Genomic DNA, 23900 nt, shown 5'->3' with positions numbered 1-23900 from the left:
CGAGGGATGGATTTTTTTGCGGCAAAAGAATGGAAAGAAAGTTTGGAACTGGAGAAGCGGCAGCGTTCGCCTTTATCCTCGGATTTCTACCGCGGCGGCGGTAATTCAAATCAGGAAATCTGAGGATAACAGCGATCGGAAGTCCAAAGCTTTCATGGAATGGCCCAATGCCGCAGAGTTTTCAGCGTTCGCCACCAACACCTATATAATAGAAAGAGAACGTTTTCAACCCGGCAGACAAGCGAAGAGGCTTCTGGTAAAATGGGGAAGACGAGTTATAGGCGGGAGGAGAAGAAACGTGCTGAGAAGGAGAAACTACTGGCTGCTGTTTGCTATATTATTGCTGTCGCTGACAAGCCTGTCCCCCAGCATGGAGCTGGATACCCGGGAAGATGCCCATCCGCTGAAGCAGCAGCTGAATCAATCGGAGCGTCCTGCTTCCGGGGATAAAGACAGGATTCAAAGTCTGAATATCAGGGTGTCCCTAAGCAATGAGGAATTTAATGAACTGCAGCGGATCAGCAACAATTACAGCTTGTCCAGCGGAACCCAAGTCAACCTAAGCAATGTGGACAGTGGTGAGGCAGACGGGGTTCTGAAGCAAGACCTGACGATTGGCAGCAGTCCGGATATTGTAATGACGGATGGCCGGAGCATCACGGATTTGGCTACACAGGGTTACTTGCTTCCGGTTGATATTTACCAGAGTGTCCCCGGAAGTGCTCCGCTAACCACACTGATCCCGCAAATGCAGTGGAATGGCTATGACTGGGGGGTTCCTCTTGATATTGACCCCTATGTGCTTGTATATTCGCCGCAGCATTTCTCGGAACTGGGAATCGCAGGGTTGCCCAGAAGCCTGGAGCAGTGGAATGCACTGCTTAAGGTCATCCGGGAGCATCCGGGTAAGCGGCAATATTTACTGGCGATGGATACCCGTAATCCTTATGGATATTCCGCTGTTCTGGAGAGCATGGGCGGCAGCCTGCAGTCTGTTAATCCGGCTCTGCTGGAATGGACAAAATACGCGGGCAGCCATTTCTATCTCACCAGGAATACGAATACGGAGATCTGGGATAAGCTGCAGGATGGCACAATAGCAGTTGCCGCTCTTCCATTGTCGGAATGGCAGCTCCACGGGAATTCATCCCTGGCTGCCGAAGCACCGCTCACTGACAGCAGCGGGCTAAGGTATGAGGCAATTCACAGCCGTTTCTTTGCTCTTCCGGCACAGTCCGGCAATCCGGAGGCCGCTGTCCAATGGCTTGCCTATGTCACTTCAAGCGCTGCACAGCTGGAATGGCTGAAGAATACGGGGCGGCTTCCGGCGCTGGATGAGCTGTACCGTTCCGGGCTGCCGGAGAGTGTGAAGCTGCCTTTTGACACCGCGCTGCTTTTCACTGACGAAGCTGACCTTGAGCATGAATCGGCAGGCGGCTGGGCGGAACTCTCGGCGGCAGTGACACAGCTGCTGACAGGCAAGCTTGACCCGGCGGGCTACACCGCAGCGGTGGCTGAAGCCTTAGAATGACAGAGAGAGCTTCACATGCAGTACACCGTCCGCACTGCTTACCTCGGTAGCACGCAGGAAGGAGACGATTTTTTCCGGATAAAAACCAAGGTCGAATTCTTCCTCCAGCGCTTTGCGGGTAGTGTCCGGGAGCTCCAGCCCGTTGAACAACACATGATCTACATGGAACATCAGCCCGTTGACCGGTTCCTCCTGGATCGTATAATGTCCGGTCAGCGTCATCGATAATCCACCGCTTTTGCCGGAGGCTGTGACTTCATTGTTATTGAAGTGAAAGGCGAAATCCTGAAACAAAGGGTTTTGCGACACCAGAAACTCGTTCAAATCCTCTTCCTTCAAGGCCAGATGATACGTCATGCCTTTACGGGTCAGAATGCCGTCACGGCTCTGCACGAACTGCGGCAGGTGCTTCATGGCGGATGACAGGGCTTTAAAATAGGTTTTGACTTCGTGAATCCCGATATTTTCCCAATACTTCGTGAATTCCTCTAATAAGGCGCTCATTCTTGCCGGATCACTGCTGGATTGAATGCCGCTTTCAATATCTTCATTCAGGATGGCCATCCGGGCCTTCTGCTCCTCCAACACAGCTTTAAGCTCTGCAAGCTCTTGTGTGCTGCGCTGCGCTGCAGTAAGGGTCGCTTTCAGCTTTTTGTACTCTTCTTCATATTGAGACAGGATATCCTGGTCCCGTCCGATCACAATCTCATAATAATCATACAAGGCCAGCAGTCTGCTAATGCTTTTGGCCGAGAGCACGGCTGCCAGGAGTCCATCTCTTTCTCCCATATAATAAGACCTGATGATGGCACCGGCCCGTTCCTGCTGGTCTGTAATGGCATTTTTTTGAGCAGAGGCTCTTTTCTCCAGCATACTTGCCTGTTGTTCCAGTGCCTTTTGCTCAGAGCTGATCCGGCCGATCTCCTGTTCAATTTCTGCTGAGGATAGGGTTTGTTCCAGCAGCCTGCGGGTTTCTTCGTTGTCAGGCATGTCAGGAGGAGCAGCCGTCAGGCCCGTACCGGGATCAGCGGACAAAAAGGCAGGAGGCGTCAGCGGCAGCACAGTGAAGCAGAGCAGGATCAGCAGCATAACTGTATAACGGCTTCGATTATTGCGGGGTTGCACCACTCCACCACCTTATAGGATCAGAATATGTATGTACTAATCTTATGATTAGCCCTGTTAAAATATCATACCCTCTTTTCTATCCGGGACCTAGTGTATTCGCACAAAAAAACGGAAGCGCTCCTTATGGAAGGAACAGCCTCCGTTTCCTGTTGGCAAAAAAAGAGCTTACAACGGCAGACCCATTTCAAAAATGGTCCAGTAGCTGAAGCCTGTAAATGTCAAAATCATATATCCCCAGAAAAGCAGGATGTAGGTCTTCTCCGTAAATTTCATATATCCCAGGATGACGAAAAAAGCGGTTTGCAAAAAGAAAAGCAGGGCCATTTCCTTCAAATCCCCGGCAAAAGCCATGAGTCCGATAACGAGCGTAAAAAAACCCAAGACACGAAACATGCGGTCCAAGAGAACATCCCCCTCCTGTAGTATCCGGCGATTCCTTATTTGAGCTTTATTATAACTGCTGAAACAAACGGTGTAAACGAATTCATTGAAAAAAAGTTGTGAATCGGAGATAAATATGATTTTTGTTATAGACTTCACGCCTGATGAAGAAAATGGAGAATTTATAGCATAACAAGTATGATGTCCCGTCAAAATGGAAATACAATTTAGTATCAAATAGATTCTATGAACTCTAATAGAGGCATAGAAATGGAGTAAGCAGCTTTTATCCTATTCACTATCCGGCGGAGCTGCCGGTTATGAAGATGGTTATTTCATGATGTTGTTAGGAGGGTTAGGCTTTATGACAGCCGTTAGACAGGACGCTTGGAGCGCAGAAGATGATTTGATATTGGCCGAAATAACGCTGCGTCATATCCGGGAAGGCAGCACACAGCTTGCTGCTTTTGAAGAGGTGGGTGAAAAAATCGGCAGAACCTCGGCGGCATGCGGATTTCGCTGGAACAGCTGTGTTCGCAAAAGCTATGAAGATGCAATCGGTATTGCCAAAAGTCAACGCCAGAAGCGGAGTTACTTGAAAAAGCAGCCTTCCGCCAGAGGCGCACAGGTTGCAGGTCTCATTCTCGGAGACATTGAAGAGGAATACAGCCGCAGCGAGGAGCTGGGTGAAAATTCATTGTCCATTGATGCCGTAATCCGGTTCTTGAGACAGTGGAAGGGCAGCTTTCAGGAAGCAGGCCGCCAGCTCAAAATGCTCGAAAGGGACCTGCGGGAGAAGGAAGATGAATTAACAGAGCTTAGACTGGAAAATGAAAGGTTATCCAAAGAGGTTAATCTTGCTCAGAGTGACTACCGTGTCGTCAACGACGATTACAAGGCGCTTATCCAAATCATGGACCGGGCGCGAAGGCTCGCTTTTCTTAATGAAGAAGAAGAGGAAATGAAGACCCGGTTCAAAATGGACGCAAACGGCAATCTGGAACGGATTGAATAAACTCACATGCTTCGTCAAATCCCGCACGCAGTGGCTTATGGCCCGTGTTTGCGGGTTTTTTGTATTTACAGGACCGGTTTTGCTTTTGCCGGAGAACGAAGGATATAATTAGGAAAATTGCGAAAAGGCGGCAGGTGTCAGCATGAAAATCGATATTATTGGCGCAGGCTCCCTTGGGCTTCTGCTGGCCGGGAAGCTTATTCACGCCGGTGCAGAGGTCAGACTGTGGTGCCGGAGTGACGAACAGGCGGAGGAATTATCCCGGCAGGGCATCACCATAAGCTATGAGGACGGAAGCCTTCCTCTTCATCTTACAGGCAGCAGCTTTCGGGCAGGCAATATAGACAAATTTGCAGAAACCGTAATCCGGGTCCCGGGAGACTGGACGGCGATTATGCTTAAACAGAATGCTTTTCACGATACATTGCCAAAGATTCTTGCCCCTCTTCGGGATGCCAGACTCTATGCGGTTTGTTTTCAGAATGGCAATGGCCATCTGGAGCTGCTTCAGGAGCTCTTGCCGCAGGCTTCGGTCTGGGTGGCAGTGACCACAGAAGCGGCCAAAAGAAAATCATTAACAGAGATTATTCATGCAGGGACCGGGGAAACCTTTATAGGAAAAAGAAGAAGTATAAATCCAGCAAAAGGAGGATTGGAGGAGGAAACAGCAGCAATTAGTTTGACTAAGGCACTTGTTGCAGCAGGATTCCGCGCATTGATGTCGAAAGAAGTGGATACCATGATTTACCGGAAGCTGCTATTCAACGCTGTGATCAACCCGCTTACAGCGATCTGGCGTATTCAGAACGGCGAACTGACGGCCTCCGGGGAACGTATACAGTTAATGAAAGAACTGTACCGCGAGGCTGCGAGCGTATATGATGCCTGCGGCATCGCTTATGACGCTGATGCGTGGGAAGGCATACTGGAGGTTTGCCGGGCGACCTCGGGCAACACTTCATCGATGCTGGCCGATGTTCTTGCTTCAAGAGCAACGGAAATTCGCTGGATTAACGGGAGCATTGTGGCGATGGCGGATAGAGCTGGTATCGCGGCCCCTTTACACCGCTGGATTTGCCGGTTGGTAGAAGGCATGAATGTGAAGGAGAGGTGAGGCTGTTTGGAATTGCTGCGGAATTCGTTCATTTCATTAAGCGTTATTCCGGTTGTTCCTTTTTTAATTGTATATTTCATAGGGGTAGGTCTCAGAAAAGAAAAGAGAAATACCTTGTTGCTCGCTATGGATATTACGACTGTATTTTTATTTTTTTCCGTGTCGGCCTTGTTCAATACCATTTTCAAAACGCAATTCGGGTTTTATCTTATACTACTTATTGTATTAATATCCGCTGGACTGATTGGAGGCGCCCAGAATCGCCTCAAAGGCAATGTGGACGGAAAACGGTTATTTCGGGCTGTTTGGAGACTGTCATTCTTTTTTATGGGAACGATGTACGTGCTGTTTATGGTCGTAGGCCTTATCCATTACATATCACAAGCCATGTAATGTTCCATTGCTCCGGTAAAGCGTCAATGTCACAAAATTTTTAACTTTTAAAAAAAATGTGTTTTCAGAAAATATTGCTCTAGATTTTTTTGACCACTGGTTGTATAATCATAAACCATATACCACATTCTATTTAGGGGGAACTGCTAGATGAAGAAGAGTAAAAGTCTATTACTCATGATTGCATTGGTTCTCGTGATCGGCACAGTGCTTGCTGGCTGCGGCGGAAACAACAATGCAAAAAATGGCAACGCTGCGGCGACTAACGCGCCAAGCAATGAAGGCAGCACGAACACTGGCACCGGTGACGAGAAATTGGCCGCTGACCAAACACTTAGAGTCAACCTGACTTCAGAACCACCTACATTTGATCCAGCGCAAGCTCAAGACAGCCAGGCAAATACTGTTTTGAAAACGATGTATGAAGGTTTGACCCGCATGAATGACGAAACTGGTCAAGCTGAGCCCGGAATTGCTGAGAAATGGGAAGTTTCCGCTGACGGTCTGGTATATACCTTCCACCTGCGTGATGCTCAATGGAGCAATGGTGACCCAGTAGAAGCAGCAGATTTCGTTCGCGGATGGAAAATCGTGCTCGACCCTAACACAAATCCTACTGCACCTTACGCCTATCAGTTGTACTACCTGAAAAATGCCGAAGAATATTACACTAAAAAAGTTACAGATTTCAGCCAAGTTGGCGTAAAAGCCGTTGACGCAAAAACTCTTGAAGTTACACTGAAAGCACCAACACCTTACTTCCTCGGATTGCTGTCCTTCTATACTTATTACCCTGTGCACAAATCCGTTGAGGGTAATCCGAAGTGGGCAACCAACAAAGACACAATGATCACCAATGGTGCATTCACACTGACTGAATGGACCACTGGTCAAGCCATTCAAGTGACTAAAAACGAAAAATATTGGGACGCAGCTTCCATTAAACTTAGCAAAATTGACTTCTCCATTGTTAACAGTGGCGCAACTGAATTGCTGAGCTATAAAAACGGCGAGCTTGATCGTGCCGGTAACCCTAATGGTGAAATTCCATCAGAGCAACTTCCTATAGTCAAAAAAGAGCTTCCTAATGAATTTGTTTCCAAAGGTATCGCAGCGACTTATTACTACTATTTCAACACTACCGAAAAACCTTTCAGCAACGTTAAGATTCGTAAAGCACTAACTATGGCAATCAACCGTCAAGCCCTGATCGATAACATCACTTTGGGCGGCCAGCTTCCTGCATTTGGTTTAGTGCCACCGGGTATTGCCGGTGTTGACGGTGAGTACCGTAATACTATTAAAGACAGCTACTTCACAGAAGATGTAGAGCAAGCTAAAACATTGCTTGCCGAAGGTCTGAAAGAAGAAGGTCTGACTGCTCTTCCTCCGGTTGAATTAAGTTACAACACAAGTGAAAACCACAAGAAAATTGCTCTGGCAATTGCTGATATGTGGAAAAATAGTCTTGGCATAACTGTGAACACTGTGAACCAAGAGTGGGCTGTATTTATCGATAACCGCCAAAACCAGAACTACCAGATCGCCCGTGCCGGTTGGACAGCGGATTACAATGATCCAATGACCTTCCTGGATATGTTTGTAACAGGCGGCGGTAACAATGATGCTGGCTACGCTAACCCTGAGTATGACAAGCTGATTGCTGATGCGAAAGCAAGCACTGACCTGGCTAAACGCCAAGAAGACTTTGCAGCAGCTGAGAAAATGCTGATCCAGGACGATATGGTTATTATGCCGATTTACTACTACACAAACAACTCCCTGACCAAAGAATACCTCAAAGGTGTAACTCTTGACTTCAGTGGTGCTGTTGACTTCACTCGCGGCTATCTGCTCGAGCACTAAGAATCAATCTAAGCATCCAAATTAAATAGATAGTTCATCTGAAGGTAGCTGTACACTTCGGGATATATATGTGGAATTCCATATATATCCCTTTTTTTTGTATTTGCGGCTTTTTGTTAATGTTTTCACAAGTTTACAAAATTAGAAAATAGACAAATCGCCGGTTTTTGAATAAAATTCAATTGTATGTCTACAAAAAATTGCCAGGGGAGGTGTTGATGGGGATGGTTCGTTATGTTGCCAATAAGTTTTTCTATATGCTTGTATCGCTGTTTGTGCTTGTCTCAGCGACTTTTTTTCTGATGAAAGCTATTCCGGGGGACCCGTTTACTTCCGAGAAAAAAGTTCCGCCGGAAATTAAAGCGCGTTTATACGAGCAGTATGGTTTGGACAAGCCGCTCTATCATCAGTATTTTAAGTATTTAGGTGAGATTGCCCAAGGAGATCTGGGCGTTTCGATGAAACGTCTGAATCAGGATGTAACGCATTTGATCGGACAGACCTTTTCAGCGTCCTTGAAGCTGGGAGTTGTCGCAATTATCGTGTCGGTTATTGTCGGGGTCATTCTCGGCATGCTGGCGGCACTCTATCACCGCAAATTTATTGATAGCGCCGCGATGGTGCTGGCGGTGCTTGGGATTGCGGTTCCGAGCTTTGTTGTCGCGTCTTTGCTGCAGTATGTGTTCGCTTATAAGCTTCATTTGTTTCCGGTTTCAGGGTTTAAGGGCCCCATGTATTATTTCCTTCCGGTAGCAGCGCTCTCGGCACAGCCGATTGCCTTTATTGCACGTCTGACCCGCTCGAGTATGCTTGAGGTGCTGCACGCAGATTATATCAAGACGGCTAAGGCGAAAGGCCTAAGCTGGTTTACTATTTTGAGCCGTCATGTTCTGCGTAACGGGATTTTGCCGATTGTAACTTACATGGGACCTATGACAGCTAACATCGTTACTGGTTCAGTAGTTATTGAGCAGATTTTTGGTATCGGCGGTATCGGTAAGCAGTTTGTGGAAGCCATCGGTGTTCGTGATTATACCGTCATAATGGGAATTACTATTTTCTATGGTATTCTGCTCATGGTGGCCCGTTTTATTACAGACATAGCTTATGTACTTATAGATCCGCGGATCAAACTAAGTGGAGGAAAGGAGGGCTAAAGATTGGCATCTGACAAAAATATAGGTTCGCTGGATGTGAACCTGAAACCGGAAGATTTTCAGAAAATCGGTATTGATGAGAAGCAGGCAGAGGTTATTCAGCGTGAAAGTCTTTCCGCTTGGAGGGATTCCTGGCAGCGGCTGCGCCAAAATAAAATGGCTATGACAGCATTGATTGTTCTTGGATTGATCGTTTTGGCTTCGCTGATTGGTCCGTTGTTCTCAAAATATAATTACTACTCCAACGATTTGCTCAGCACCAATAAACCTCCTTCATCCGACCATTGGTTCGGCACTGATGATCTGGGCCGTGATATCTTTGTCCGTACATGGTATGGAGCACGCATCTCACTGATTGTTGGTTTGGCGGCAGCGGCTATCGACTTGTTCATCGGCGTTATCTATGGCGGTATTATGGGCTTCTTTGGCGGCCGTGTAGATAATGTCATGAATAAAATATCGGAAATTTTGTATTCTATTCCTTACTTGCTGGTGGTTATCCTGCTGCTGGTAGTTATGGAACCAAGCTTGGGGACGATCATTCTGGCGCTGACCATTACAGGCTGGATTACTATGTCCTGGATTGTCCGTGGTGAAATAATGCAGCTCAAGAACCGTGAGTTTGTTCTGGCTTCCCGCTCCATGGGTGCCGGCTCCAAAAGACTCTTGTTCCGTCACCTGCTGCCAAATGCTGTAGGACCTATTATCGTAACGATTACTTTGTCCGTACCGAATGCCATTTTTGCTGAAGCGTTCCTGAGCTTCCTCGGTCTTGGGGTACAGGCTCCAATCGCTTCCCTGGGTTCGATGATCAATGATTCACTGACTGGCTGGCTTTATTATCCGTGGCGCTTCCTGTTCCCGGCTATCCTGATAAGCTTGACCATGCTTTCCTTTAACATTTTTGGTGACGGTCTACGTGATGCACTGGATCCTAAGCTGAAGAAATAGGAGGTGAATATTGATGGAACCCATTCTGCAAGTCAAAGATCTGCATGTTTCCTTTTTTGTAAAAGGCGGAGAAGTACAAGCTGTCCGTGGCATGAATTTTGAAGTGGGCAAAGGTGAAACAGTAGCCATCGTCGGGGAATCCGGCAGCGGCAAAAGTGTGACCGCACAATCGATTATGCGGCTGATCCCTTCGCCTCCTTCCAAAGTGAAAAAAGGCGAGATTATTTTTCAGGGACAGAATCTGCTGGACAAAAGCATGAAGCAAATGGAAAGTATTCGCGGCAAAGATATTGGCATGATCTTTCAAGATCCGATGACTTCTTTGAACCCAACGATCAAGGTGGGCAAACAGATAACCGAAGTATTGATCAAACATCAGAAAATGTCAGCGGCCGAAGCGAAAGAGCGTGGTGTTGAGATGCTTAAGCTAGTTGGCATCAAAAATGCGGAGGCTCGCTTTAACCAATATCCCCACGAATTCTCCGGCGGGATGCGCCAGCGTGTAATGATCGCCATTGCCCTGGCCTGCCGCCCGGCCCTGCTGATTGCAGATGAGCCGACAACAGCGCTTGATGTGACGATTCAGGCGCAGATCATGGAAGTTATGCAAGATATGCAGCAAAAACTGGGGACCTCCATCATTCTGATTACACATGATCTCGGCGTTGTTGCCGGCATGTGTGACCGGGTCATCGTCATGTATGCGGGTGAAGTGGTGGAAACGGGTACCAGATGGGAAATCTTTAAAAATCCGCAGCATCCGTATACCAAAGGGTTGCTGCGGTCGATGCCGCGTCTGGACCAAAAGAAGGGCGAGCCGCTGATCCCGATCATCGGTACTCCCCCGGATCTGATCAAACCGCCGGTCGGCTGTCCGTTCACAGCACGCTGCAGTGAAGCGATGCATGTCTGCGAACAAATCGATCCCGGTGCAACAGAATTCAGCGAAACGCACATGGCGCGCTGCTGGAATCTGCATTCGATGGCCAAGGAGGTGCAGTTCGTTTGAGTAAGAACCTGATTGAAGTTGAAGGCCTTAAGAAGTATTTTAATGTGGGCAAGGGAAAAGTTCTTAAGGCTGTTGATAATATTAATTTCACGATTCGCGAAGGCGAAACCCTCGGGATGGTTGGGGAATCCGGTTGCGGCAAAACCACTGCCGGCCGGACAGTGCTTCGTCTTTACGAACCTACTGCCGGAAGCGTGAAATATAATGGTACAGATATCTATAAATTGTCTGCGGGCAAAATGAAGGCTATGCGCCGCGATATGCAAATGATTTTCCAGGACCCGTATGCATCGCTGAATCCGCGGTTTACGGTTTCGGATATCATTGGTGAGGCGCTGGACATTCACGGAATGGCCGGAAGCCGCGCAGAGCGCAAAAAACGGATTGAAGAGCTGCTGGATATGGTTGGGCTCAACCATGACCATGCCACACGTTATCCGCATGAGTTCTCGGGTGGACAACGCCAGCGTATCGGGATTGCCCGTTCGCTCGCCGTGAATCCCAAATTCATCGTCTGCGATGAGCCGATCTCCGCACTGGACGTATCGATTCAGGCGCAGGTGGTCAATCTGCTGAAGGAATTGCAGGACCGTCTTGGACTGACTTATCTTTTTATTGCTCATGACCTGTCCATGGTTAAGCATATCAGTGACCGTGTGGCCGTAATGTACCTCGGTAAAATGGTCGAGCTGGCCGAGAGCGAAGAATTGTACGCTAACCCGATTCATCCGTATACGAAGTCGCTGTTGTCGGCGATTCCGGTTCCGGATCCGGAGGTTGAAGCGAACAAGAAACGCATTCATCTGCATGATGAACTGGGTTCTCCGATTTATGCTGCAGGCGAAAAAACCAATGACAGCGACTATCAATTGGTCGAAGTTTCAAAAGGGCACTTCGTTGCCAAGCAATACGCATAAGCTGACCGTTCAGGTCTGCAGTAATATCATATTTTAGCGCAAGCATCATCCAAGGCGGGAGCGTTCAGCTCTCGCCTATTATTTGAATATAAGGATGAATACACTTTTGGGATATTGAGGCATTGCGGGTTTCTTTGACGCCGCCCCTAACTTTGGATACAATCATAAAGAGTTTATCGGGCTTCATGATTACATATAGCAGTACATAGAACAGGAGGCAATTGCACATGAATGTAATACCCGAACCTCTCCCGGGCGGATCAGCACTCGCCCGCGACTATATACATCATTATGAAAAGGTAGGACATTTGTACGGTGGGGACTTCCGCAGTGCGGAGAGCAGAGCGGAACGTGCAGCATGGCTGGACAGCACTGAAGGGCTGCGGGCTGACCGTGCCGGGATTGCTGAGTGTTTACGGCAATATAATTTGAAGTGGAACCCCCATCCGGCAGTGATGGATTCTCTAGCGCTTTTGGAGCAGCAGGGTACGCTGGTTATTACCGCCGGCCAGCAGAGCGGTTTGTTCACGGGTCCGCTTTTTGTCATATACAAGGCCATCACTACCATCCAAGCGGCAAAAGAAGCGGCCGCGCAGCTCGGACGGCCTGTTGTTCCCCTGTTTTGGATTGCCGGCGAGGATCATGACTGGGATGAGGTCAACCATACCTTTATCCTGAACCGCACAGGAGAGGTTACCAAGCTTAAGCTGGACAAAGCCGGGGACCTCCGGTCTTCCGTCAGCAATATTAAGGTGGAGGAAGAGAGCTGGCAGCAAATCATTGAGCAGTTGGATGGCTTGCTGCAGGACAGTGAATTCAAACCGCAAGTTATGGAAGTTATCCGCGAATCTTCAGCTGCTGCAGGCAGCTTGAGTGAAGCTTTTGCCAAACTGATGGGTTCACTGTTCGGCAGATTCGGCCTTATTCTGCTGGATTCGGCAGATCCCGGGCTGCGCAGGCTGGAAGCCCCTATGTTCCAGACGTTGATCAAACACAACGATGAGCTGGAGGCGGCCTATCAAGCTGCGGCAGGTGAGATTACAGACAGTGGCTATGAGCTTCAGGCTGCGGTTGCTGCCGGCAGCGCCAATCTGTTTTATATCCATGAAGGAACGCGCCTGCTGCTGCATAAAGAGGAGGGGCGGTTCACCGACCGCAAGGGGACGGTTTCCTTCTCCCGGGAGGAACTGCTGGAGCAGCTGGAAGCCCGTCCTGAACAGTTCAGCAACAATGTGCTGACCAGACCGCTCATGCAGGATTATGTGCTGCCGGTACTGGCAACGGTGCTTGGGCAAGGTGAGCTCGCCTATTGGGCTATTCCACGGCTGGCGTTCAAAGTGGCCGGGGAGCAGATGCCGCTGATTTTACCGCGTATGTCGTTCACTGTCGTGGAAGGCACACTGCATAAGCATATGGACAAATATCAGCTTGTTTTTGGCGATGTTCTTCTGGGCCTGGACAGCAAAAGAAAAGAATGGCTCGCTGCTCAGGATGAGCTGGGGCTTGAACGGCGTTTTGAAGACACAAAGGCTGCTTTCTTAGCCATGTATGAACCGCTGATTGAACAGCTGGGCTCCATTCAGGCGGGACTGCTTAAATTGGGTGCAAACAACAAAGACAAGATTCTGGATCAGATTACATTTCTTCAAGCCAAGGCCCAGGATGCGATGGAGAAGCAGAATGAAGCTGCGCTCCGCCAGTGGGAGCGGATTGAGCTGTCGCTGATGCCGCTGGGCAAGCTGCAGGAAAGAGTGTACAATGTAATGTTTTATCTGAACCGTTACGGCCCTGCGTGGCTGGATGAGCTGATGAAGATCCCTGCGGATTACAGCGGAACCCACCGCATCATTTATATGTAAAAAAAGTATAACTTTCAGGAGGTATTATCATGAGTTCATTGTCGAAGGAAAACAGTATTGTAGCGGATATGTCGCTGGCCCCGGAAGGGCATCTCAAAATCGACTGGGTTCGCCAGCATATGCCGGTGCTGAACCGCATCCGTGAGCAGTTCGAAGCGGAGCAGCCGTTCAAAGGCCTGAAAGTATCGATCACCCTTCACCTGGAAGCGAAAACAGCTTATCTCGCCAAGGTTGTTCAGGCAGGCGGGGCTGAGGTTACGATTACCGGCTCCAATCCATTGTCTACTCAGGATGATGTATGTGCAGCGCTGGTTGAAGACGGGATTACGGTGTTCGCCAAATACAATCCGTCACCGGAAGAGTTCAAGGCGCTGAATATCAAGGCTCTGGAAAGTAAACCGGACCTGATCATTGATGACGGCGGTGATTTTGCCACACTGTTGCATTCTGAGCGTCCGGACCTGATGGAGAACATCCGCGGCGGTGCCGAAGAGACCACTACCGGGATTATCCGGCTGAAAGCATTGCAAAAGCAGGGCATCCTGAAATTCCCGATGGTAGCCGTTAATGATGCCTACTGCAAGTATCTGTTCGACAACCGTTACGGGACAGGCCAGTCAGCATGGGACGGCATCGTCCGCACCACTAACCTGATTGTGGCCGGTAAAACCGTCGTTGTGGTTGGTTACGGCTGGTGCGGCAAAGGTGTGGCGATGCGGGCCAAAGGTCTTGGCGCCAATGTGATCGTCACCGAAGTGGATGCGATTAAAGCGGTGGAAGCCCACATGGATGGCTTCCATGTAATGCCGATGCTGGAAGCTGCAAAACGCGGCGATTTCTTCGTTACGGTGACAGGCAACCGTTATGTCATCCGCGGAGAGCATTATGATGTGATGAAGGATGGCGCGATTATGTGCAACGCCGGCCATTTTGACGTTGAAGTGAATAAGCCTGAACTGTCCGACAGATCGGTATCCCAGCGTACCGTGCGCAAGAACATCGAAGAATATCAGCTGAAGGACGGACGCAAGCTGTATCTGCTCGCTGAAGGCCGTCTTGTGAACCTGGGAGCTGCTGACGGTCATCCGGCTGAAATTATGGATACGACCTTCGCGCTGCAGGCCCTTTCGCTTAAATATGTGAATGACAATTACAAGACTATCGGCGTCAAGGTTGAGAATGTGCCCTACGATCTCGACGAACAGGTAGCCCGCTTCAAGCTGGAGAGCCTGGGGATTTCCATTGACAGCCTGACTCCGGCACAGGTCGAATATCTCGACAGCTGGAATCTGAACGACTAACCCATAGAACTGAAGCAAGGTGTCCGGGCCATGTGAATGGTTCGGGCATCTTTTTTTGTTCTGACTTGACAAACAGGAAAATATTACTTTTCTTCGAAAAAAGGTTTTTGATTTTTAATGGCGAATCTATTATGCTTAGGTGGTGTAAAGTGGGGCAAAGTGGGGAATCGGTAATTAGGGGTGGGGAATAATCATGTTTATGGGGGAATACCAGCATAGCATTGATGACAAAGGCCGTATCATTATCCCGGCCAAGTTCCGTGACATGCTCGGAACCTCCTTCGTAGCGACCCGCGGCCTCGACACTTGTCTTTTTGTTTATCCCATGGAAGAATGGGGAATCATGGAGCAAAAGCTCAAAAGCCTTTCACTGATGAAATCGGATGCCCGTGCCTTCAGCCGCTTTTTTTTCTCGGGAGCGACCGAATGTGTATGGGACAAGCAAGGCAGGGTCAATCTGCCGGGGAATTTGCGGCAATATGCCAAGCTGGACAAGGACTGTGTAATTCTGGGCGTTTCGAACCGGGTGGAGATCTGGAACAAGGAGCTATGGGAACAGTACTTCGAACAGTCAGAGGAAACATTCAACGAGATTGCCGAGAAATTGGTGGATTTCAACTTCGATCTATAACACATACATTATTCGAATACTGCCCTGGAGGGATGCAGCTTGTTTCACCACATCACGGTGCTTAAGGAAGAAGCGACAGAAGGGCTGCACATCAAGAAGGATGGCATTTACGTGGACTGCACGCTCGGCGGAGCCGGACACAGCTCCCTGATTGCCGGGAGGCTCAGCGGCGAAGGCCGGCTGATCTGTCTGGATCAGGATGACTGGGCGCTGGAGAATGCAAGGGAGCGGCTGGCCGAATACGGGGAGAAGGTGGTTTTGGTCAAAACCAACTTCCGCGATCTGGAGCAAGTGCTGAAGGACCTCCCTTTTGTTCCGCAAAAGGACGGTATTCCCCAAGTAGATGGCATTCTGTACGATCTTGGTGTATCCTCGCCCCAGTTTGACGAAGGGGAACGGGGATTCAGCTATAATCATGATGCTCCGCTGGACATGCGGATGGATCAGTCGGCACAGCTGACCGCAGCCGAAATTGTGAATACCTGGCCTGAACAGGAGATTGCCCGTGTGCTTTTCCAGTATGGAGAAGAGAAGTTCTCACGGCGGATTGCCCGCAAGATTGTAGAGCGGAGAGAAGAACACCCTGTGGAGAGCACAGGAGAATTGGCGGAGCTGATTAAGGAAGGCATTCCCGCAGCTGCGCGCAGAACGGGAGGACATCCTGCCAAACGGAGCTTTCAAGGTCTGCGGATTGCGGTGAACGATGAGCTTGGTGCTTTTGAGGAAGGGCTTCATGCAGCGGTGCGCTGCCTGGCACCCGGAGGAAGAGTATCGGTCATCACCTTTCACTCGCTGGAGGACCGGATCTGCAAGCAGATTTTCAGCAGCTATTTAAGCAGATGCACGTGTCCGCCTGATTTTCCGTTTTGTGTATGCGGTGCGGAAGGCACCTTGAAGCTGATTAACCGCAAGCCGCTTGTGCCTTCAGAGGAAGAGCTGGAGCTGAACCCGCGCGCCCGTTCGGCGAAGCTGCGGATTGCAGAGAAATTGTAAATAACGATAAAGGAGAGTCAGAGATGGCCTATACCCGCGGCAACTTAGCAGTTCAACCCAAAAGAAAAGAAGAGGCAGACAGGCTTTACCGCGAGAAGACGAAAGTTGTCACGAGACGAATGGTGCTGCCGCTGCAGGAGAAGCTTCTGTACATGCTGACACTGGGCGTGTTCGTACTGGTGGCTGCCACCCTGATTTGGCGTTATGTGCATATTTACGATTTGAATTTGCAGGCGCAGAAGCTGGATGCCCAGATATCTTCAACCAAAAAGGATATTGCAACCTTCCAGATGGAGAAACAGACGCTTGAACAGTCGGTGGCCCAGCGGGCTGCAGAGCTTGGATACACCAAGCCGTCTGAGGATTCAACCATCTATGTTCCCTTGAATAGTACAGCCACTAAAGGCGACCATTAATCAGCGATTGGCGGCAATCGCAATAATTGAGTATGTGAGGTTGGTTTATGTTAAAAAGAATAAAACTTCGCACGCTGTTTATAGGAGGGTGTATTACCCTCTTTTTTCTTGTTTTAGTCGCCCGGGTGTTTTGGGTGCAGGTGCTGAATGGCGAGTACTGGCAGGAGAAGGCCGCCGCGCAATGGGCCCATTCTGCGACGATCAAGGCGGTACGCGGTGAGATTGAGGACCGCAATGGCAATGTTCTGGCCAGTGATGTCCCGGCGTATACCGTTGTCGTTAACCCTGAGGTCATTGCAGAACAGGGGATCGGGCAGGAAGTGATCGATGGACTGCATGCGCTGCTGGGCAAGCCGGTGGACGAGCTTAAGAAATTAGTTGAAGCCAAGGATGAGAAGAGCGGCAAATATCTCAAAAACCGCGAGATCCGCAATGAAGGCTGGAAGATTAACAAGGAGCTTAAGGATAAGGTAGTTGCTTTCTATGAGGAATTGGGCAAGAAACATGATATCCGGGAGACCGGGGTCGGTGTCGTCACAGAGCAGAAGCGCTACTATCCCAAAGATACGCTAGCCGCACATATCCTTGGTTATACAGACAGAGACGGCAAGGCGATCATGGGGCTGGAGAAATATTTTGACAAGCAGCTCAAAGGTACCGACGGCAAGTTGTCCTATCAAAGTGACGGCAAGGGGATCAAGCTCCCCAACTCCCAGGATACCTACCAGCCTGTGGTGAACGGGAGCAATTTCAAGCTGACGATAGACAGCACGATTCAACACTATATTGAAGCAGCGATGCAAAAGGCCTACGACAAATACAGGCCCAAGAGTATTAGTGTCATTGCCGCCGATCCCAATACGATGGAAATTCTCGGCTTGGCGAATATGCCTACCTTTAACCCGAATAAATTCTGGGACCCTAATCAGGATGCTGCAGGTTTTTATAACCATGCGATCAAATCCAGATACGAGCCGGGTTCAACCTTTAAGATTGTTACACTGGCTGGAGCCGTGGAGGAGAAGCTTTTCGACCCCAATGCCAAGTTCCAATCCGGTTCAATTCGCATCAAAGGCTACAGTAAAGCACTCCATGATATCAACAGAGTGGGCTGGGGGACTATTTCGTTTCTTGAAGGGGTAAAACGCTCCAGTAACGTAGCCTTCGTTAAGCTTGGTTATGAGATGCTCGGTCAGGAAAGACTGCTGCAGTATATTAATGATTTCGGCTTCAATGAAAAAACCGGGATCGACCTGCCGGGTGAAACAATCGGTATCGTCAACCCGGATCCTAGCATTGCAGCGGAAAATGCCACACTTGCTTACGGACACGGCAAGGTGTTGGTTACACCGATTCAGCAGCTGACGGCTGTGGCAGCCATCGCCAACGGCGGCAAGCTGATGGTTCCGCATGTTGTCAAGGAGATTACTGACCCTAATACCGGGAAGAAAACTGTTACCCAGCCTGAAGTGGTGCGCCAGGTCATTTCGAAGGAAAGCGCCCGGGAAACAGGGAGCTACCTGGAACAGGTGGTTGCAGACCAAGTCAAAGGAACCGGCCGCCATGCCTACATTGAAGGCTATCGTGTAGCGGGTAAGACCGGTACAGCGATTAAGGTCAGAGGTACGGATTATGACCGGAACAAGGTGCTGTCTTCCTTCATCGGCTATGCGCCGGTAAATGATCCGAAGATTGCGGTGATCGTTATTATTGACGAGCCGAAGGGCGAGGATGGCGGTAATGGCGGGGGTGCGGTTGCTGCTCCGGTATTCCAGGAAATCGTGTCCCAGGCGCTGCCTTATATGGGAGTGCCCAAGGCGAGTACGGAGACTGCGGACAGCACTTCCAAAACGGTTAAGGCTCCCGCTCCCGCCCAACGCTCCGCACCGGATCTGACCGGCAAAACGATGCAGGCGGCCAGACAACTGCTGATTGATCAGGGCTTTGATTTTGAAGCGGTGGGCGAGGGTACAACCGTTGTCAGTCAATATCCTGAAAAGGGGACGCCACTGGCATCAGGACAGCGCATTTATCTGCTGAGCCAGCAGGGGGATAAGCCCGTGATCCCGGATTTGAAAGGGCAGTCGCTGCGGGACGCCCTGGAAGTTCTCAGTCTGCTCAAAGTGGGGATTGCCGTAGAGGGCGAAGGTTATGTGTCTGAGCAAGCCCAAGGACTCAAGAATGGCAAGACCCTGGTTACACTCAAGCTCAATCCTGTAAATGAATACGGCGAGAACATTCCTGTTCCTGCTGTGGAGGAAGAAAAGCCGGAAGAATAGAGCCTGCGGCATAGGCTTGTTCTAACCCCTGTTTGTCCTGAATAGTCATGAAGATAAGAGCTCATGTCTAGAGCAGCGAAAGAGGGGGAACGGAATGAAGGTTTCAAAAGTCGTCACTCGCCGGAGAATGCTGTGGACGCTGCTGGGACTGGCCGTGTTGTTCGGCTCTCTGGCCGTGCGGCTGGCCTATGTGCAGCTGTCGGAAGGCGAAAAACTGAGTGCCAAGGCGGAAAGCCAGTGGCGCCGCAATATTCCCTTTACCGCCAAACGCGGTGAAATATTGGACCGGGAAGGGACTGCGCTCGCTTATAATATCAGCTCCCCGACGGTTTATGCAGTTCCCGTACAAGTGAAGGAAAAGGAAAAGACAGCACAGACTCTGGCTCCATTGCTCGGCATGAGCGAGATGAAGCTGATAACTTTGCTGTCCAAAAGTCAGTCATCGGTGAAGCTACAGCCCGGGGGCCGCAAAATTACGATGGAGCTGGCCGCGAGCATCCGTGATTTGCAGCTGCCGGGCATCGTTGTGGCTGAGGATAACAAGCGGTTTTATCCCTACGGCGATCTGGCGGCCCATATTCTTGGCTTTACCGGTATCGACAATCAGGGCATTACCGGGGTAGAGAGCATATATGACAAGCTGCTGCAAGGCAGCGCCGGCGATATCTCGTATCTGTCTGATGCCGGGGGCAGGCTGATGCCGGGTTCTTCGGAAAAGTATTCAGCTCCCCAGGACGGCCTTAATCTGCAGCTGACGATAGACAAGCAGATTCAGTCCATTATGGAACGCGAGCTGGATCAGGCGATGGTGAAATATCAGGCTCAGGGCAGCTGGGCGATTGCGATGAACCCTAAGAATGGCGAGATTCTGGCGATGGCCAGCAGACCGGGGTATGAACCTGGGGCTTACAAGGATTATGACGCCGGGGTCTATAACCGCAACCTGCCGATCTGGATGACTTACGAACCGGGGTCCACCTTCAAGATTATTACTTTGGCCGCCGCGCTCCAGGAGGGCAAGGTGGATTTGCAGAATGATCACTTTTTTGATCCCGGCTATATTGAGGTTGGCGGAGCCAAGCTGCGCTGCTGGAAAAAAGGCGGGCATGGCAGCCAGACCTTCCTGCAAGTGGTGGAGAACTCCTGCAATCCGGGTTTTGTGGCGCTGGGACAGCGGCTGGGCAAAGATAGCTTGTTCAAATATATCCGTGATTTCGGCTTTGGCGCCAAGACCGGCATTGATCTGAACGGGGAGGCAAAGGGAATCCTGTTCAAGCCTGCACAGGTGGGACCGGTTGAGCTGGCGACTACTGCATTTGGGCAAGGGGTATCTGTTACGCCGATTCAGCAGATAGCTGCGGTTTCGGCGGCCATTAACGGGGGGAAGCTCTACACGCCGCATGTCGCCAAGGCCTGGATCCATCCGGATACCGGAGAGACTGTATCGGAGGTGAAGCCGGAGATGGTGCGCCAGGTCATCTCGGAGGAAACCTCGAAGAAGGTGCGTGCTGCCCTTGAGAGCGTGGTTGCCAAAGGCACAGGCCGGCCGGCTTTTATTGACGGCTACCGTGTGGGAGGCAAGACAGGGACGGCACAAAAAGTAATTAACGGCCGGTATTCTCCTACCGAACATATTGTATCGTTTATCGGCTTTGCACCGGCGGATGATCCGCAGATCGTAGTGTATACTGCAGTGGATAATCCGAAGGGCATTCAGTTCGGTGGCGTTGTGGCAGCTCCAATCGTCCAAAATATCCTGGAGGACTCCCTGCATTACCTGAAGGTCCCGGAACGTAAAGACCAGCTCCCCAAAACCTATAAATACGGTGAAACTCCCATTGTGACAGTTCCCGATCTTACAGGGGCCACAGTCCAGGACATTTACGAGGATCTGAATATGAACTTTACACTGGCACGATCCGGAACAGGCAATACAGTAATCAACCAGGCGCCAAAAGCGGGTGCCAGAGTCGAACGCGGTTCGACCATCCGGATTTATATGGGTGCCGAGAATGGGAAATAATGTTGGATATCTTCTTTGAAGAGTGAGGGATGGCTATGAAAGTAAATGAATTTGCTTCTTGTCTTGCAGCATCGCGTCTATACGGGGATAAAGAAACGGAAATTACGGGCCTTCAGGCGGATTCACGCCGGGTCAAGCCCGGTGATTTGTTCATTTGCCTGCCGGGTTTTACGGTGGATGGGCATGATTTTGCCCCGCAGGCTGCCGCAAACGGCGCTTCTGCCCTTGTCTGTGAGCGCAAGCTTGATCTTGATCTGCCGCAGATTGTGGTGGATGACTGCCGGTTTGCGATGGCTGTATTGTCGAATGCTTTTTTCGGCTCACCGAGCAGCCGGATGAGAATGATCGGCGTGACCGGCACGAACGGCAAAACGACAACTACCTATCTGATTGAGCGTATTATGCAGGATCAGAACATCAAGACCGGTCTGATTGGAACGATACAGATGCGCTATGACGGGCAGACCTTTCCCGCATCAGGGACCACACAGGAATCACTTGAGCTGCAGCGCACACTTAGCGATATGGTGCAAAAGGGTGTACAGTGCTGTGTTATGGAAGTTTCTTCCCATGCGCTCCAGCAGGGGCGGGTGAAGGGGACAGATTACCGGACTGCTATATTTACCAATTTGACCCAGGATCATCTGGATTATCATCATACGATGGAGGAGTACCGCGCGGTCAAAGGGCTGTTTTTTTCCCGGCTCGGAAACGTAATTTCGCCCTGGAAAGAGGAGCGCAAATATGCCGTGCTGAACGCGGATGACGAGGCAAGCGCCTATTTTGCCGCACAAACTGCCGCAGAGGTCATTACATACGGCATCGACAGTCCTGCGAATGTCCGGGCTTCGCAAATTTCCATCACGTCCAAAGGAACTTTTTTCCATGTGGATACGTTTAAGGGAGAGGCTGACATTTCACTGCGGATGGTCGGCAAATTCAATGTGTATAATGCGCTGGCGGCAATTACCGCCGCTCTGCTGGAGGATGTGCCGCTTGAAGAGATTAAGGCCAGCCTTGAATCTGTAGCCGGAGTGGCCGGACGTGTGGAGTCTGTTAACGAAGGCCAGGATTTTGCAGTAATCGTAGACTATGCCCATACCCCGGATGGATTGGAAAATGTGCTGCGGGCGGTTTGCGAGTTTGCCGCCGGCAGGGTGCTTACCGTCTTCGGGTGCGGCGGGGACAGAGATACGACCAAACGTCCGCTGATGGGCAAAATTGCTGCGAAATACAGTGATCATGTCTTCGTGACCTCAGACAATCCGCGTACCGAAGATCCCCAGCTGATCCTGAAGGATATTGAAGCAGGGTTGCAGGAAGATGGAGTGGCCCAGGACCGCTACGACATGATTGTGGACCGCCGGGAAGCCATCAGAAAAGCTATTGAAATGGCAAGCCCCAGCGATGTAGTATTGATTGCGGGGAAAGGTCACGAGACCTATCAGCTGATCGGCGGTGTGGTTCATGATTTCGATGACCGCGTCGTCGCCAAAGAAGTTATAAGGGGCCGAAGCTATTGATTACAAGAACGCTGCGAAACATCGCTGCCATGTGCGGGGGAGAGCTGTCCTCCGCTTATGATATGGATAAGAGCATTGCGGGAGTCGTTACCGACTCCCGCAAAATTACGCCTGCCTGTCTGTTCGTTCCGCTGATTGGAGATCATTTTGACGGACATGATTACAGTGCCGCCTCCTTGGCGGCAGGCGCCGCTGCCACCTTATGGCAGCGGGATAAGGGGGCAGCTCCTGAGAATGGCAGTGTGATCCTGGTGGATGACACGCTCACTGCGCTGCAGAAACTGGCTTCCGCATATTTAAGCCAAGTCGCGCCGCAGGTGGTCGCCGTTACCGGCAGCAACGGAAAGACAACCACGAAGGATATGATTACAGCCTTGCTGGAGGGACAGTACAAGGTTCACAAAACCCAAGGGAATTTCAATAACCATATCGGTCTTCCGCTGACGATTCTCTCCATGAGCGGGGATGTTCAGATTGCGGTCCTGGAGATGGGGATGAGCTCGCGCGGCGAGATTGCTCTGCTGGCTGCTTTGGCGCCGCCCGATGTGGCTGTCATTACCAATGTAGGCGAATCCCATTTGCTGCAGCTGGGCTCCCGCAAGGAGATTGCCCGGGCCAAGCTGGAAATCGCCGAGGGATTGAAGCCGGGAGGTCTCCTGATTTATAACGGCGACGAACCGCTGCTTTCCGAGGTGATGGCGGAGTCTGCGTTCCGGGCTCCGGAGGGGATGAGAACCTTCCGCTTTGGCTTGTCTCCGGATAACACCGACTACCCTACAGGGATGATGACGCATATGGGAGGGATGACTTTTACTTCCCATCTTCATGCGGAGCATGCCTTCACCTTGCCGCTTCCTGGGCGGCATAACGTCGTGAATGCTCTGGCAGCGCTGGCGGTTGCCCGCCACTACAGCATATCCGAGGATAGCATTGAGGAAGCTTTAAGCAGGCTTAAACTGACCGGTATGCGGATTGAAATGATGCAGGCGGCTTCAGGCCTTACCATGCTGAATGACGCCTATAATGCGAGTCCCACCTCGATGAGGGCAGCCATTGATGTTCTGCAGGCCATGAAATGCAGCGGCAAAAGAATCGCTGTGCTGGGGGACATGCTGGAACTTGGGCCGGATGAGGTGCTATTCCATGAGGAGATCGGCCGTTACCTTGATCCTGCCCAGACAGATCTGCTGTTTACCTTTGGCCCTCTTTCTGCGCACACCGCCCGGAAAGCGGAAGAACGGTTTGGTCCTGAGCGCGTATTTGCTTTTACGGATAAGAAGGAGCTTACGGCAGCCCTGACCAGCCAGATCGATCCAAGGGATGTGGTGCTGTTCAAAGCTTCGCGGGGAATGCGCCTGGAGGAAGTGCTGCACAGCCTGAACGACCATTCTCAGACGGAATCAAACTAATGGA

At 50.5% G+C, this 23900-nt stretch carries 20 protein-coding genes; 18 read left to right on the top strand and 2 right to left on the bottom strand.

Going from position 1 to position 23900, the window contains the following annotated elements; all coding sequences use genetic code 11:
* Nucleotides 1–298 precede the first annotated feature (298 nt).
* Nucleotides 299–1531 (top strand): extracellular solute-binding protein, encoded by a 1233-nt coding sequence (locus tag PRIO_RS25380; protein WP_046505265.1) that lies wholly within the window; start codon nt 299–301, stop codon nt 1529–1531.
* Here the strand turns inward: PRIO_RS25380 and PRIO_RS25375 are convergent.
* Both PRIO_RS25375 and PRIO_RS25370 read right to left on the bottom strand, forming a co-directional pair.
* Complete coding sequence (locus tag PRIO_RS25375) at nt 1523–2656, bottom strand: coiled-coil domain-containing protein (protein ID WP_020427862.1); 1134 nt, start codon at nt 2654–2656, stop codon at nt 1523–1525. The genes PRIO_RS25380 and PRIO_RS25375 overlap by 9 nt on opposite strands.
* 168 nt (nt 2657–2824) lie before the next feature.
* Complete coding sequence (locus tag PRIO_RS25370; RefSeq protein WP_020427861.1) at nt 2825–3061, bottom strand: DUF2626 domain-containing protein; 237 nt, start codon at nt 3059–3061, stop codon at nt 2825–2827.
* Nucleotides 3062–3404: 343 nt separating this feature from the next.
* Here PRIO_RS25370 and PRIO_RS25365 point away from each other — a divergent pair, with 343 nt between their 5' ends.
* From PRIO_RS25365 to PRIO_RS25285, 17 genes are all read left to right on the top strand, one after another.
* Complete coding sequence (locus PRIO_RS25365) at nt 3405–4055, top strand: RsfA family transcriptional regulator (RefSeq protein WP_020427860.1); 651 nt, start codon at nt 3405–3407, stop codon at nt 4053–4055.
* 142 nt (nt 4056–4197) lie between these two features.
* Nucleotides 4198–5169 carry a ketopantoate reductase family protein gene (locus PRIO_RS25360; RefSeq protein ID WP_020427859.1) on the top strand — a complete coding sequence of 324 codons (972 nt, stop codon included), beginning with the start codon at nt 4198–4200 and terminating at the stop codon, nt 5167–5169.
* A gap of 6 nt (nt 5170–5175) precedes the next feature.
* On the top strand, nt 5176–5562 hold the full coding sequence (locus PRIO_RS25355) for a DUF3397 domain-containing protein (protein ID WP_020427858.1): 387 nt from the start codon (nt 5176–5178) through the stop codon (nt 5560–5562).
* 150 nt (nt 5563–5712) lie between these two features.
* Nucleotides 5713–7428 carry a peptide ABC transporter substrate-binding protein gene (locus tag PRIO_RS25350; protein WP_020427857.1) on the top strand — a complete coding sequence of 572 codons (1716 nt, stop codon included), beginning with the start codon at nt 5713–5715 and terminating at the stop codon, nt 7426–7428.
* Between the two features lie 224 nt (nt 7429–7652).
* The gene (locus PRIO_RS25345; protein WP_046507424.1) at nt 7653–8585 is read left to right on the top strand and encodes an ABC transporter permease; all 933 of its coding nucleotides are present in this window, start codon (nt 7653–7655) and stop codon (nt 8583–8585) included.
* Between the two features lie 3 nt (nt 8586–8588).
* Nucleotides 8589–9536: an ABC transporter permease gene (locus PRIO_RS25340; RefSeq protein ID WP_020427855.1), complete on the top strand. Its 948-nt coding sequence runs from the start codon at nt 8589–8591 to the stop codon at nt 9534–9536.
* A 13-nt stretch (nt 9537–9549) separates the two neighbouring features.
* Complete coding sequence (locus PRIO_RS25335; RefSeq protein WP_020427854.1) at nt 9550–10545, top strand: ABC transporter ATP-binding protein; 996 nt, start codon at nt 9550–9552, stop codon at nt 10543–10545.
* On the top strand, nt 10542–11462 hold the full coding sequence (locus tag PRIO_RS25330) for an ABC transporter ATP-binding protein (protein ID WP_020427853.1): 921 nt from the start codon (nt 10542–10544) through the stop codon (nt 11460–11462). The genes PRIO_RS25335 and PRIO_RS25330 overlap by 4 nt, the downstream gene beginning before the upstream one ends.
* A 227-nt stretch (nt 11463–11689) precedes the next feature.
* Nucleotides 11690–13321: a bacillithiol biosynthesis cysteine-adding enzyme BshC gene (gene bshC, locus PRIO_RS25325; RefSeq protein WP_020427852.1), complete on the top strand. Its 1632-nt coding sequence runs from the start codon at nt 11690–11692 to the stop codon at nt 13319–13321.
* Nucleotides 13322–13350: 29 nt separating this feature from the next.
* Complete coding sequence (locus PRIO_RS25320) at nt 13351–14622, top strand: adenosylhomocysteinase (RefSeq protein ID WP_020427851.1); 1272 nt, start codon at nt 13351–13353, stop codon at nt 14620–14622.
* Nucleotides 14623–14815: 193 nt separating this feature from the next.
* Complete coding sequence (gene mraZ / locus PRIO_RS25315; RefSeq protein WP_020427850.1) at nt 14816–15253, top strand: division/cell wall cluster transcriptional repressor MraZ; 438 nt, start codon at nt 14816–14818, stop codon at nt 15251–15253.
* A gap of 39 nt (nt 15254–15292) precedes the next feature.
* Nucleotides 15293–16246 (top strand): 16S rRNA (cytosine(1402)-N(4))-methyltransferase RsmH, encoded by a 954-nt coding sequence (gene rsmH / locus PRIO_RS25310; protein WP_020427849.1) that lies wholly within the window; start codon nt 15293–15295, stop codon nt 16244–16246.
* Between the two features lie 23 nt (nt 16247–16269).
* Complete coding sequence (locus PRIO_RS25305; protein ID WP_020427848.1) at nt 16270–16662, top strand: hypothetical protein; 393 nt, start codon at nt 16270–16272, stop codon at nt 16660–16662.
* 47 nt (nt 16663–16709) lie between these two features.
* A complete protein-coding gene (locus PRIO_RS25300; protein WP_046505257.1) occupies nt 16710–18941 on the top strand; it encodes a penicillin-binding transpeptidase domain-containing protein in 2232 nt (743 codons plus the stop codon).
* 94 nt (nt 18942–19035) lie between these two features.
* A complete protein-coding gene (locus PRIO_RS25295) occupies nt 19036–20964 on the top strand; it encodes a stage V sporulation protein D (RefSeq protein ID WP_020427845.1) in 1929 nt (642 codons plus the stop codon).
* A 35-nt stretch (nt 20965–20999) separates the two neighbouring features.
* Entirely contained in the window at nt 21000–22487 is a 1488-nt protein-coding gene (locus PRIO_RS25290; RefSeq protein WP_020427844.1) for a UDP-N-acetylmuramoyl-L-alanyl-D-glutamate--2,6-diaminopimelate ligase, read from the top strand.
* Nucleotides 22484–23896 (top strand): UDP-N-acetylmuramoyl-tripeptide--D-alanyl-D-alanine ligase, encoded by a 1413-nt coding sequence (locus PRIO_RS25285; protein ID WP_046505254.1) that lies wholly within the window; start codon nt 22484–22486, stop codon nt 23894–23896. The genes PRIO_RS25290 and PRIO_RS25285 overlap by 4 nt, the downstream gene beginning before the upstream one ends.
* Nucleotides 23897–23900: the final 4 nt, after the last annotated feature.

The organism is Paenibacillus riograndensis SBR5, from assembly GCF_000981585.1.
Classification (GTDB): domain Bacteria; phylum Bacillota; class Bacilli; order Paenibacillales; family Paenibacillaceae; genus Paenibacillus_AQ; species Paenibacillus_AQ riograndensis.
This window is presented reverse-complemented; position numbering and strand designations above follow the sequence as displayed.

Bases quoted from the DNA above. Each gene is read 5' to 3' on its own strand.
- PRIO_RS25295 (WP_020427845.1), top strand. From the start codon at position 19,036: ATGAAGGTTTCAAAAGTCGTCACTCGCCGGAGAATGCTGTGGACGCTG.
- PRIO_RS25305 (WP_020427848.1), top strand. From the start codon at position 16,270: ATGGCCTATACCCGCGGCAACTTAGCAGTTCAACCCAAAAGAAAAGAA.
- PRIO_RS25320 (WP_020427851.1), top strand. From the start codon at position 13,351: ATGAGTTCATTGTCGAAGGAAAACAGTATTGTAGCGGATATGTCGCTG.
- PRIO_RS25345 (WP_046507424.1), top strand. From the start codon at position 7,653: ATGGTTCGTTATGTTGCCAATAAGTTTTTCTATATGCTTGTATCGCTG.
- PRIO_RS25350 (WP_020427857.1), top strand. From the start codon at position 5,713: ATGAAGAAGAGTAAAAGTCTATTACTCATGATTGCATTGGTTCTCGTG.
- PRIO_RS25290 (WP_020427844.1), top strand. From the start codon at position 21,000: ATGAAAGTAAATGAATTTGCTTCTTGTCTTGCAGCATCGCGTCTATAC.
- PRIO_RS25360 (WP_020427859.1), top strand. From the start codon at position 4,198: ATGAAAATCGATATTATTGGCGCAGGCTCCCTTGGGCTTCTGCTGGCC.
- PRIO_RS25335 (WP_020427854.1), top strand. From the start codon at position 9,550: ATGGAACCCATTCTGCAAGTCAAAGATCTGCATGTTTCCTTTTTTGTA.
- mraZ (WP_020427850.1), top strand. From the start codon at position 14,816: ATGTTTATGGGGGAATACCAGCATAGCATTGATGACAAAGGCCGTATC.
- PRIO_RS25300 (WP_046505257.1), top strand. From the start codon at position 16,710: ATGTTAAAAAGAATAAAACTTCGCACGCTGTTTATAGGAGGGTGTATT.
- PRIO_RS25365 (WP_020427860.1), top strand. From the start codon at position 3,405: ATGACAGCCGTTAGACAGGACGCTTGGAGCGCAGAAGATGATTTGATA.
- bshC (WP_020427852.1), top strand. From the start codon at position 11,690: ATGAATGTAATACCCGAACCTCTCCCGGGCGGATCAGCACTCGCCCGC.